This window comes from Mycobacterium sp. URHD0025 (assembly GCF_000426065.1).
GTDB lineage: Bacteria > Actinomycetota > Actinomycetes > Mycobacteriales > Mycobacteriaceae > Mycobacterium.
In genome coordinates this window covers 227,984-239,014 of record NZ_AUEQ01000011.1, presented here as the reverse complement: position 1 = coordinate 239,014, position 11,031 = coordinate 227,984, and the positions used below count along the sequence as shown (strand labels likewise).

The 11,031-nt window shown below is 65.9% G+C and carries 11 protein-coding genes; 6 read left to right on the top strand and 5 right to left on the bottom strand.

What is annotated here, in order from left to right; translation table 11 throughout:
- Positions 1 to 63: 63 nt before the first annotated feature.
- Both H977_RS0118100 and H977_RS0118095 read right to left on the bottom strand, forming a co-directional pair.
- Complete coding sequence (locus H977_RS0118100) at positions 64 to 2,598, bottom strand: DEAD/DEAH box helicase (RefSeq protein ID WP_029109177.1); 2,535 nt, start codon at positions 2,596 to 2,598, stop codon at positions 64 to 66.
- A 60-nt stretch (positions 2,599 to 2,658) separates the two neighbouring features.
- Entirely contained in the window at positions 2,659 to 3,132 is a 474-nt protein-coding gene (locus H977_RS0118095) for a carboxymuconolactone decarboxylase family protein (RefSeq protein WP_029109176.1), read from the bottom strand.
- A 123-nt stretch (positions 3,133 to 3,255) separates the two neighbouring features.
- On the opposite strand from H977_RS0118095, the gene H977_RS0118090 reads away from it, so the two are divergent.
- The 3 genes from H977_RS0118090 to H977_RS0118080 are packed head-to-tail and all read left to right on the top strand — an operon-like array spanning position 3,256 to position 6,535.
- Positions 3,256 to 4,104: an adenylate/guanylate cyclase domain-containing protein gene (locus H977_RS0118090; RefSeq protein ID WP_029109175.1), complete on the top strand. Its 849-nt coding sequence runs from the start codon at positions 3,256 to 3,258 to the stop codon at positions 4,102 to 4,104.
- A gap of 31 nt (positions 4,105 to 4,135) precedes the next feature.
- Entirely contained in the window at positions 4,136 to 5,278 is a 1,143-nt protein-coding gene (locus H977_RS0118085; RefSeq protein ID WP_051288919.1) for a ferredoxin reductase, read from the top strand.
- 18 nt (positions 5,279 to 5,296) lie between these two features.
- Positions 5,297 to 6,535 carry a fatty acid desaturase family protein gene (locus H977_RS0118080; RefSeq protein WP_029109173.1) on the top strand — a complete coding sequence of 413 codons (1,239 nt, stop codon included), beginning with the start codon at positions 5,297 to 5,299 and terminating at the stop codon, positions 6,533 to 6,535.
- Between the two features lie 13 nt (positions 6,536 to 6,548).
- Here H977_RS0118080 and H977_RS0118075 read toward each other — a convergent pair whose 3' ends face one another.
- Complete coding sequence (locus H977_RS0118075; protein ID WP_155946710.1) at positions 6,549 to 7,190, bottom strand: cutinase family protein; 642 nt, start codon at positions 7,188 to 7,190, stop codon at positions 6,549 to 6,551.
- Between the two features lie 111 nt (positions 7,191 to 7,301).
- Between H977_RS0118075 and H977_RS0118070 the strand changes: the two genes are divergently transcribed.
- A complete protein-coding gene (locus tag H977_RS0118070; protein ID WP_029109171.1) occupies positions 7,302 to 7,688 on the top strand; it encodes a nuclear transport factor 2 family protein in 387 nt (128 codons plus the stop codon).
- Positions 7,689 to 7,731: 43 nt separating this feature from the next.
- On the top strand, positions 7,732 to 8,451 hold the full coding sequence (locus H977_RS0118065) for an NUDIX hydrolase (protein WP_029109170.1): 720 nt from the start codon (positions 7,732 to 7,734) through the stop codon (positions 8,449 to 8,451).
- A 4-nt stretch (positions 8,452 to 8,455) separates the two neighbouring features.
- Here the strand turns inward: H977_RS0118065 and H977_RS0118060 are convergent, their stop codons facing one another.
- The gene (locus H977_RS0118060) at positions 8,456 to 8,896 is read right to left on the bottom strand and encodes a flavin reductase family protein (RefSeq protein WP_051288937.1); all 441 of its coding nucleotides are present in this window, start codon (positions 8,894 to 8,896) and stop codon (positions 8,456 to 8,458) included.
- A gap of 147 nt (positions 8,897 to 9,043) precedes the next feature.
- Here H977_RS0118060 and H977_RS0118055 point away from each other — a divergent pair, with 147 nt between their 5' ends.
- Positions 9,044 to 10,225, top strand: coding sequence for a zinc-dependent alcohol dehydrogenase (locus H977_RS0118055; protein WP_029109168.1), 1,182 nt, complete (start codon positions 9,044 to 9,046; stop codon positions 10,223 to 10,225).
- A 24-nt stretch (positions 10,226 to 10,249) separates the two neighbouring features.
- On the opposite strand, the gene H977_RS33425 is transcribed toward H977_RS0118055, so the two are convergent.
- Complete coding sequence (locus H977_RS33425; RefSeq protein WP_081681764.1) at positions 10,250 to 10,981, bottom strand: TetR/AcrR family transcriptional regulator; 732 nt, start codon at positions 10,979 to 10,981, stop codon at positions 10,250 to 10,252.
- Positions 10,982 to 11,031 lie beyond the last annotated feature (50 nt).

Here is an 11,031-nt window from a genome sequence, read left to right as displayed (position 1 = left end):
CGCCATCACCCTGGCCTTGCGGCAAGGCCCCGGTGGCGCGATAAAATCAAGGTCAGCAACTGCTCACCCCATCCGGCCCACGTCCACGATACGCAGCACCGCGGTCCCTTCCTCATCGCTGGCCGGCAGGTCGACTTCCACGTCGAAGCCCCAATCGTGATCTCCGGCAGGATCTTCGAGGATCTGTCGAATCCGCCACACCTGAGGCTGCCGGTCGAAGATCAGCAATGCCGGTCCGCGTGCGTCGGCTCCGGTACCCACCTCCGTGTGTTCGTCGAAATAGGCCTCACCGGCCTCGGCCCAGCGCTCGGCCGTCCACCCGGACGCGGCATCGAGCGCTCCCAGCTCGTCCCAGCGGGATCGGGCGAACAGCTCCACCCGGCGGAACAACGCGTTGCGCACCATCGCCGTGAACGCGCGCTCGTTGCCCGTCAGCGGGCGTGGCCGGGCGGGTACCGGGACCGGGACGTCGTGCGGCTGGTCGGGACTGGTCAGCTGTTCCCACTCGTCGAGCAGGCTGGAATCCACCTGGCGCACCAGTTCACCCAGCCACTCGACGATGTCGGCCAGCGCTTCGGTGCGGGCCGTGGTGGGCACGCCCGAGCGCAGGGCCTTGAACGCATCGGAGAGGTAACGCAGCACGGCGCCTTCCGAACGGGTCAGTCCGTAGAGGCTGATGTACTCGCGGAAGGTGAGCGCGCGTTCCCACATCTCGCGCACCACGGACTTGGGGGACAGGTGTCCGTCGGCCGCCCAGGGATTGGTCTGCCGGTACACCTCGTAGGTGTGTTCCAGGAGTTCGGCCAGCGGTTTGGGATAGGTGACCTCGTCGAGCAACTCGATGCGTTCGTCGTACTCGATGCCATCGGCCTTCATCTGTGCCACGGCCTCGCCTCTGGCCTTGTTCAGCTGGGCAGCCAGAATCTGACGAGGGTCTTCCAGGGTGGCCTCGATCACCGAAACGACGTCCAGCGCATATGTTTCGGCTTCGGGGTCGAGCACGTCGACCGCGGCGAGCGCGAAAGTCGACAGCGGTTGGTTGAGCGCGAAGTCGGGGGGCAGGTCGACCGTCAGCCGGTAGCGGCGGCCATCCGGCTCGGGTTCGTCGAGGCGCTCGATTACTCCGGCCTGCAGCAGCGAGCGGGCGATGCCGACCGCCTCACGGATGTGCTTCAGCTGACGCTTACGGGGCTCGTGGTTGTCGGTGAGGAGCCGTCGCATCGCAACGAACGGGTCGCCCGGACGGTCGACGACGTCGAGGATCATCGCCGTGGACACCCGCATGTTGCTGGTCAAAGCTTCGGGGGCGGCTTCCATCAGCCGGTTCATGGTGGCCTCGCCCCATGGCACCATGCCCTCGGGTGCCTTGCGGCGCACCAGCTTTCGGCGCTTCTTGGGGTCGTCGGCCACCTTGGCGAACTGTTTGAGGTTCTCCACCTCGTGGTCGGGCGCCTGTACGACGACGGTGCCCGCGGTGTCATAGCCCGCCCTGCCGGCTCGTCCGGCGATCTGGTGGAACTCGCGGGCGTTGAGCAACCGCATCCGGGTGCCGTCGTATTTGGACAGTGCAGAGAACACGACCGTGCGGATCGGCACGTTGATGCCGACGCCGAGAGTGTCGGTGCCGCAGATCACCTTGAGCAGCCCGGCCTGGGCCAGCTGTTCCACCAGCCGCCGGTATTTGGGCAGCATGCCTGCGTGGTGGACGCCGATGCCGTGCCGGACCAACCGTGACAGCGTGGTCCCGAACGTCGTCGAAAAGCGGAAGCTGCCGATGTGTTCGGCGATCGCGGCCTTTTCCTCCTTGGTGCAGACGTTGACACTCATCAGTGCCTGCGCGCGTTCCAGCGCCGAGGCCTGGGTGAAGTGCACGACATAGACCGGTGCCTGCTTGGTCTCGAGCAGGTCGGCGATGGTCTCGTGCATCGGCGTGGTGGCGTACGAGAAGAACAGCGGAACCGGCCGCTGCGCCCCGGCGACCAGTGCGGTGGGACGTCCGGTGCGGCGCGTGAGGTCCTCCCGCAGAAATGTGACGTCACCCAGCGTCGCCGACATCAGCAGGAACTGGGCCTTGGGGAGTTCCAGCAGCGGTACCTGCCAGGCCCAGCCGCGGTCGGGGTCGCCGTAGAAGTGGAACTCGTCCATCACCACCAGGCCGATGTCGGCGTCGCCACCCTCCCGCAGCGCGAGATTGGCCAGGATCTCGGCGGTGCAGGCGATGATCGGCGCGTCGGCGTTCACCGACGCGTCCCCGGTGAGCATGCCGACATTGTCGGCCCCGAACACATCACACAGAGCGAAGAACTTTTCGCTGACCAGCGCCTTGATCGGGGCGGTGTAGAAACTGACGCGGTCTGCGGCGAGCGCCGCATAGATCGCACCCGTGGCCACCAGCGACTTGCCCGAGCCGGTCGGCGTCGCGAGGATCACGTTCGCGCCGCTGACCAGTTCGATCAGCGCCTCGTCCTGGGCGGGGTACAGCGTCGTGCCGTTGGCCTCCGCCCAGGCGGCGAACTCGGTGAACAGGGTGTCGGCGTCGTCGCCCTTGGCGTGCAGCGCCGACAGGTCGTTCGGATCGTCGAGCAGGGGAGTGGTCATATTGATGACCAGCGTGCCAGTTCGCCCCCACCGACGATCGTCCGGACAGTCCCGGCGCCGTTATCCGAACTGGCCGGGCTGGTAGCCGCCGGCGGGCTGTTGCACGATCACGTTCAAGCGGTTGACCGTGTTCATGAACGCGATCAGGCACACCAGTGCGGCGAGTTGGTCCTCGTCATAGTGTTTGACCGCATTCGCCCACACCTCGTCGCTGACCCCGCCCGCCGCATCGGCGATGCGGGTGCCCTGTTCGGTCAGCTCGAGGGCCGCGCGTTCGGCCTCGGTGAAAACGGTCGCCTCCCGCCAAGCCGCGACCAGGTGGAGGCGCTGCTGGGTCTCTCCGGCGAGAGCGGCATCCTTGGTGTGCATGTCGGTGCAGAAGCCGCAGCCGTTGATCTGGCTGGCGCGCAGCGCCACCAATTCGTGCGTGGACTTGGGCAGTGCCGAGTCAGTGATCACCTTGCCGGCCGACGTGACGTACTTGAGTATCTTGGCGGCGGTTGGGTTCTCGAACAGATTCAAACGAGCATCCATGGTGACTCCTAGTCGATGGTGATTACCCCCTCAAGACACCTCTAATCGACGAAATGTGACATGTGCGCCGGAGGCGGCGTTGTCCGCATCCGCCGTCCTGTGCCCGATAATCACCAGGTGCCGATGCCGACCACCCTTGAGTCCGTCCTGTTGGGGGTCGTCGTGCTGTTGTTCGCGGCGTTCGTCACGTTCCTCGTGCTGTTCATCGTGAGCCGGCGGCAGCTGACGAAGGCCCGGCGAGAGATCGAGCGCATGCGGTCAGAGGATGAGGACCGCCGCCGCAGGCGCCGTCGCGGGGTGGCGCCGTTGGCGATCAAGACGGTTTTCCAGACCGCGGACATGCTGATCAACAAGGGGCTGGGCGCCACCGTGCGCAACTCCATCGAGGATCTGGCCGGATGGGCTCAGGTGGAACGCCCGGACCTCGCCCGGCTGACCGCCGATGGGCGGGTCGTCATCGTCTTCTCCGATATCGAGGGCTCGACCGAGTACAACGCCGCCATGGGTGACCGGGCCTGGGTGAAGCTGCTGGAGAAGCACAACAAGCTTGTCCAGGCACGCGTCGACAAACACGGTGGTCACGTGGTCAAGACCCAGGGCGACGGGTTCATGATCGCGTTCGCTGATCCGGAGAATGCCGTGCGGTTCGCCACGGACGTCCAGCGTGCGCTGGCCGAGAGCCCGCAGCGGTGGCAGGCGATCCGGGTGCGGATCGGCGTGCACATGGGCACGTCGGTGCGCCGCGGCGACGACCTGTTCGGGCTCGACGTCGCGATGGCCGCCCGGGTCGCCGGTCAGGCCGACGGCGGCGAGATCCTGGTCAGCGAGCCGGTCGGAGAAGCGGTCAAGCACCTCGACGACATCGTGCTGGGCGCAGCCCGCGAGGTGGAACTGAAGGGCCTGCCCGGCGCTCACCGGCTCTACCCGGTCAGCGTCGAGAGGCTCAGCCTGGAGTCCAAATCCGACGTGTGAGCTCAAACCCATCGGGGTAGTCAGCGTACGTATGTTCACCAAGACCCGTACGTTGCGGCGGCTGAGCCGGTGGAGTGAGAAGCCGGCGAGCGATGTCGAGACCGCATCCACGTCGAAGGTCAACCTGCTGCGCGGATTGTTGGCGCGGGCTACCACACCGCTGCTGCCCGACGACTACCTCAAGCTGCTGCACCCGCTGTGGTCGGCGCGTGAGTTACGCGGTCAGGTGGTTGAGGTACGCAAGGAAACCGAGGACTCGGCCACTGTCACGATCAAACCGGGCTGGGGGTTTTCCGGCGATTACCAGGCAGGCCAGTACGTTGGCATCGGTCTGCACATCGACGGACGGTGGCACTGGCGTTCCTACTCGCTGACATCGGTCCCGCGGAGGCATGCGGATCTGATCTCGATCACTGTCAAGGCCACCCCTGAGGGCTTCTTGTCGAGCCACCTGGTCGGGGGCGTGAAACCGGGCACGATCGTTCGGCTGGCTTCTCCCCGGGGAGATTTTGCGCTGCCCGATCCGCCGCCGGAGCGACTCCTGCTGGTCTCGGCCGGCAGCGGCGTCACCCCGATCATGGCGATGCTCAGGACCCTGAAACATCGTGGGTACGACCCTGACGTCGTGCACATCCATTCCGCGCCGTGTGCGGACCGAGTCATCTTCCGCGACGAGCTGCAGGGCCTCGGCCAGGAGCTGCGCGGATACCGGCTGCACTTGCAGTTGACCGATGAACAAGGCCACCTCGACTTTCCAGCGGCGCTCGACGACATCGTCCCGGACTGGACGCAGCGCCCCACCTGGGCATGCGGCCCGCCCGCGATGCTCGACACCATCGAAGCCATCTGGAACGGAGCCGGGCGCACCGAGAATCTGCACACCGAGCGGTTCGTCATCGCCAGAACCGACAGGGGCGGAGAGGGTGGCACGGTCACCTTCGCCTTCTCGGACAAGTCCGTCGAGATCGACGGTGCCACCTCCCTCCTGGAGGCCGGCGAGAAAGTCGGGATCCAGATGCCGTTCGGCTGCCGGATGGGTATCTGTCAAACCTGTGTCCTGCCTCTGGAGTCCGGGCACGTCCGCGACTTCCGCTCCGGTGCGGAGCACGGCCCGGGTGACCGCATCAACACCTGCATCTCGACCGCCGCAGGGGATTGCACTTTGAACGTCTAGAGATCTGCGAGGAGAGACATGGCCATCGCCGACATCAAGCAATACGCGCATCTCACCGCCGAGGACGTCGAGGCGCTCGCCGCCGAACTCGACGCCATCCGAGCCGAGATCGAGGAATCCCGGGGTCAGCGGGACGCCCTCTATATCCGGCGGGCGATCCAACTTCAGCGTGGCTTGGCCGCCGGTGGTCGGATCGCGTTGTTCGCCAGTGGAAATCGGGTCGCGCGATACGCCGGCATCGTGATGCTGGCGACCGCGAAGATCATCGAGAACATGGAACTCGGGCACAACATCATCCACGGCCAATGGGACTGGATGAACGATCCGGAGATCCACTCCACCGAGTGGGAGTGGGACACCACAGCACCGAGTGTGCACTGGAAGAAATCCCACAACTTCATTCACCACAAGTACACCAATGTCGTCGGGCTCGATGACGACATCGGCTACGGCATCATGCGTCTGACCCGGGATCAACGGTGGGAGCGGTGGATGATCGGCAACCCGGTCTACAACCTGCTGCTCGGCACCCTGTTCGAATGGGGTGTCGCCGCCCACGGTCTGGAGACGACGAGGTTCCGCAGAGGCGAGAAGTCCATCGCCGAGGTGCGCAGGGACCTCAGGGTGATCGGCAAGAAGGTGGGCAAGCAGGTCGGCAAGGACTACCTGGTCTACCCGGCGTTGTCGGGTCCGAACTGGAAGCACACCCTGCGGGCCAACGTGATCGCCAACCTGATCCGCAACTATTGGGCCTACATGGTCATCTTCTGCGGGCATTTCCCCGATGGCGCAGAGAAATTCACCCGGGAAGAGTTCGCGGACGAGACGCATGCGGAGTGGTATCTGCGTCAGATGCTCGCCTCGGCGAATTTCCGCGCAGGGCCGGTGATGGCGTTCATGAGCGGGAACCTGTGCTACCAGATCGAGCACCACCTGTTTCCGGACCTGCCCAGCAACCGCTACGCCGAGATCAGCCGAAAGGTGCGGGCGCTGTGCGACAAATACGACCTGCCGTACACGACGGGATCCCTTCCGCGCCAGTACTTTCAGTCATTCTGGACCATTCTCAAGCTGGCCCTGCCCGACAAGTTGCTAAAGGCCACCTCCGACGACGCCCCGGAGACCCATTCAGAGCTCAAGTTCCGGGTGCGGGCCGGCATGCGCGAGAGTTTCGGCGTGGATGCGCAGACCGGTAGGCGGCGAGGATTGCGAACTGCGTTGCGCGAGCTCGAGACCGGCTCGATCGCAGTCGGGTGAGCCAGGAACCTGCTCAGCGCCGAGCAGCGGGTGCTGGAGGCGGCGGCTGGACATGACGGGTGACCCACTGTGCGGCCAGCTTGATCAGCCCTGACTTCGGATAGCTGACGTGCGCATTCCAGTCCCGGCCGAGCGAACAGATCGGATCGTTGGTGTTGCACAGATCGGCGGTCCTGGCACCGAAGTCCGGACTCATCCGGGTCAACGGCTGGCCCAGACGCGCGGACGGATTGCCGAACACCACGACGGAGGCGACCCGCGGCACCACCGCGGCGGGCAGCGGAGCGGTGTAGCCCAGGCCCGCGATGGGTGAGGTGGCCACGACGTCGACCACGGCGGCGCCCTGCGAGTAGCCGCCCATCACGATCTTGGTCTTGGGGCAACGCGACGCTGTGGCCTGGACGCGCTTGCTCATATCGGTGGCCCCGGCGGCGGCTTTCATGAAGTCCCACGATGCGGGGTACTGCACCGCGTAGGTGCCGATCGTCGAGTCCTTGACCATGGGACGCAGCGTGTCGACGAACGCCTTGCCGACGTTTCCGATGCCGGCGGGCTCGTCGGTGCCCCGGGCGAAGACGACCTCGATGTCTGGACAGTCCGGCGCGGCCGAAGCGACAGGCGTCGAGATCGTGCCCACCGCGGCGGCCGCAGTCACAGCTGCGATGCCCGCGAGGGCCGAAGTCTTGACACCCACCAGTCACTTTTACCACTGTTTTAACAGTGATGCCCAGGCATACCAGGTCCGGGTAACGGGTATCACCTAGCGGTGACCAGCCCAGTTCTCGACGAACTCCTGCACATCGAACGTGCCGGATGGGACTCGCTGTGCGAGTCGACCGGTGCGGATTTCTACGGCGAGCTGATGCTGCCCGAGGCTGTGATGGTGCTCGCCAACGGCATGGTGATGGACCACAACACCGTCGTCAGCGCACTCGCGCAGTCCCCGCCGTGGCGTGCCTATGAGATCAGCGGTGTGCGGCTGATCGCCGTCGATGACGACAACGCGATTCTGGTGTACGTCGGCACTGCCTATCGCGACGGCGACGAGCCCGCGTTCGTGGGTGCCATGTCCAGCGTCTACCACCGCATCGACGGCGTCTGGAGGCTCGCGCTGTATCAGCAGACGCGTAAGGCCGATCAGCCGGCGGAGTGACCTGGGTGGACCGGGCGCGGGAAAGCGCGCCTATGGTCGAGCGGTGACGATCGCCTACGACGAAGCCTTGCGGGAACGCATCGGGGCGCATCTGGCGGGGCACGACCGCCGCACCGTGACCGATCCGACGAAGCGGCACGCGGCCGTCGCGGTGGTGCTGGTCGACTCCGAGGTCGGTGAGGACCGGGTGGATCCCGCGCCCGTCGACGAATGGATCGACGGCAGGCCGATGCCGGAACCCGGCCTCGACGGACGCATGGTCGACGTATCGGGTGGCGCCGCTTTCCTGTTGTGCCGCAGGGCATCTCGCCTCTCCTCGCATGCAGCACAGTGGGCGCTTCCCGGTGGCCGGCTGGACCCGGGAGAGAACGCGGTTGAGGCGGCGCTGCGGGAACTGGACGAGGAGGTCGGCGTGAACCTCCCGGACTCGGCGGTGTTGGGCTTGCTCGACGACTATCCGACCCGCTCCGGGTACGTCATCACCCCGGTGGTGATCTGGGGCGGCGGACGCCTGGATCTGCATCCGTCGCCCGACGAGGTGGTGGCCGCCTACCGGGTGGGGCTGCATCAGTTGCAGCGCGAGGATTCGCCCCGGTTCATCACCATTCCGGAGAGTCCGCGTCCGGTGGTGCAGATCCCGTTGGGCAACGACCTGATCCACGCGCCGACCGGTGCGGTGCTGTTGCAGTTGCGGTGGCTGGCCCTCGAGGGCCGCACCGATCCGGTCGACGAACTCGAACAGCCGGTCTTCGCCTGGAAGTAGCGGCTCAGGCCTCGTGGCCGGGCTTGAGATCGGCCACGTCGGTGAGACTCACCCAGGGCCGCGGCTCGTCCGGGGCTTGGCCGGCGATCGGATTCAGCAGATACCCGACGTGGTCGCCCAGGTCGACACGATCGAGGACCGCGCCCACGAACCAGGCCGGTGCGGCATCGAGGATCGGCGTCTCTTCGGGCCCTTCATGCCAGCTGCACCGGGCGAACTTGTCGATCGCGTCGCCGGTCTGCCCACCGAACCAGCGGGCCAGGTCCAACTCGTCGGAGGCCAGCAGGTGAACGCCCAGGTGATCGGCTGTTTCCGCGGCGGCGAACGTGTGGTTCTGCTTCGAAATCCCGACCAGGAATCGAGGTGGATCGATACTTGCCTGCGTGGTGAATCCGACCAGACAGCCCGCCGGTCCGTCCGCGGACTGCGCCGTCACGATGAACATCGGATAGTCGAGCAGCCCGACGAATCCGTCGAAACCTTCCCAGCTCTGCGCCACCAGACCATTGTCGGCCACCGGGGTGCCGGTTTGGCACCCCACTTCCGGGGTAGCCACCTCAGCGGCGACATCGACAGCGATGGGAGTGCACCTGTGAAAGCCGTTACCTGGCACGGCCGGCGCGATGTCCGGGTGGAAACCGTGCCGGACCCGAAGATCGAAGAGCCGACCGACGCGATCATCGAGGTCACCTCGACCAACATCTGTGGTTCGGACCTGCACCTCTATGAGGTGCTCGGTGCGTTCATGCACCCGGGCGACATCCTGGGGCACGAACCGATGGGCATCGTCAGGGAGGTGGGCCCGGGCGTCGGAAGCCTGTCGGTGGGCGAGCGGGTGGTCATCCCGTTCCAGATCTCGTGCGGTCACTGCTTCATGTGCGATCAGGATCTGTACACGCAATGCGAGACCACCCAGGTTCGCGGCCAGGGCATGGGTGCGGCGTTGTTCGGCTATTCGGAGTTGTACGGCCAGATCCCCGGCGGCCAAGCCGAATACCTTCGGGTGCCCCAAGCCCACTTCACCCACATCAAGGTGCCGGACGGCCCGCCGGATTCCCGGTTCGTCTACCTCTCGGACGTCCTGCCCACCGCGTGGCAGGCCGTCGCCTATGCCGAGATTCCCGAGGGCGGCTCGGTGACGGTGCTCGGGCTCGGGCCGATCGGTGACATGGCGGCCCGCATCGCCCACCATCTCGGCTACCGCGTGATCGCGGTGGATCGGATCCCCGAACGGCTGGCCCGGGCCCAGGAGCGTGGCATCACCACCATCGACCTGAAGTCGCTCGATGAACCGGTGGGCGATGCGGTGCGGTCCATGACCGACGGCCGTGGCACGGATTCGGTGATCGATGCGGTCGGTATGGAAGCGCACGGCTCACCGGTGGCCTCGACCCTGCAGAAGATCACCGCGTTGATGCCTGATTCGATCGCCAAACCGATGATGCAGACCGCCGGTGTGGACCGACTGGACGCGTTCTACTCGGCGATCGACATCGTGCGCCGCGGCGGCACCATCTCACTGATCGGCGTCTACGGCGGCATGGCAGATCCGCTACCGATGCTCACCTTGTTCGACAAGCAGATTCAGCTGCGGATGGGACAGGCCAACGTCAAGAAGTGGGTCGGCGACATCCTGCCGTTGCTCGGCGACGACGACCCTTTGGGCGTCGACGATTTCGCCACGCACGTGCTGCCGCTCGACGAAGCGCCCCACGCCTACGACATCTTCCAGAAGAAGAAGGACGGCGCCGTCAAAATCATCCTGAGGCCGTAGGCGTTTCGCGGCGCGCACGGCGGGCTAAGGCCTGGTCCGGCGCCCGCGGCGGACCGTTGCCCTCGCGGGCGGGCTCGGGGGCGGCGGTGTGGCAGGCGGTTTCAGCCGCTGAAACGACTGCAGGATTCGTTCCCGGTCACCGCCGAGGCCCACCAGCAGATTGGTGATGTGCGGCGCGAGTACCCGGGAGACACCGCCGCCGTCGGTGCCGAAGACACCGATGATCTCGGCCAGCACGTAACCGTGCATCATGGTCCAGATCTGGGCGGCGACAACCACCGGATCGCCCTCGTCGATGGCCCCGGCGTCCATGCAACGCCGTACGAAGCCGGGGATCTGGGCGTACACCGAGTTGATCTCGGACAGCGCCGCCGGGTTGCCGTCGACCGTGATGTCGCGGCCGATCGGCAGGGTGATGGCCGGCGAGGTGATTCCGAACATCAGCCGGTACCGCTGCGGATAGGTGAGCGCGTACTCCCGGTAGGCCAATCCGGAGGCCAGGAGGTCGGCCACCGGATCGTCGCTGTCGGGGCGCCGGTTCAGGTGTTCGCCGAAGCGGACGTAGGACTCCCGCACTAGCGCCTCGTAGAGGCCCGGCATGCCTTCGAAGTGTGTGTAGACGGCCATCGTGGACGCGCCGATCCGCTTGGCCAGCATGCGCGCGCTGAGTGCCTCGGGCCCACTTTCCTCGAGGACCTGCAGGCTCTCCTCGATCAGGCTTTCGCGAATTCCCATGGTCGCCATCGTCCTGGACATGCTGCCATAACAATGTTATACCTGCCAATAACATTGTTATAGAGGGCGGG

Bases quoted from the DNA above. Each gene is read 5' to 3' on its own strand.
- H977_RS0118100 (WP_029109177.1), bottom strand. From the start codon at position 2,598: ATGACCACTCCCCTGCTCGACGATCCGAACGACCTGTCGGCGCTGCAC.
- H977_RS0118095 (WP_029109176.1), bottom strand. From the start codon at position 3,132: ATGGATGCTCGTTTGAATCTGTTCGAGAACCCAACCGCCGCCAAGATA.
- H977_RS0118090 (WP_029109175.1), top strand. From the start codon at position 3,256: ATGCCGACCACCCTTGAGTCCGTCCTGTTGGGGGTCGTCGTGCTGTTG.
- H977_RS0118085 (WP_051288919.1), top strand. From the start codon at position 4,136: ATGTTCACCAAGACCCGTACGTTGCGGCGGCTGAGCCGGTGGAGTGAG.
- H977_RS0118080 (WP_029109173.1), top strand. From the start codon at position 5,297: ATGGCCATCGCCGACATCAAGCAATACGCGCATCTCACCGCCGAGGAC.
- H977_RS0118060 (WP_051288937.1), bottom strand. From the start codon at position 8,896: ATGTTCATCGTGACGGCGCAGTCCGCGGACGGACCGGCGGGCTGTCTG.
- H977_RS33425 (WP_081681764.1), bottom strand. From the start codon at position 10,981: ATGTCCAGGACGATGGCGACCATGGGAATTCGCGAAAGCCTGATCGAG.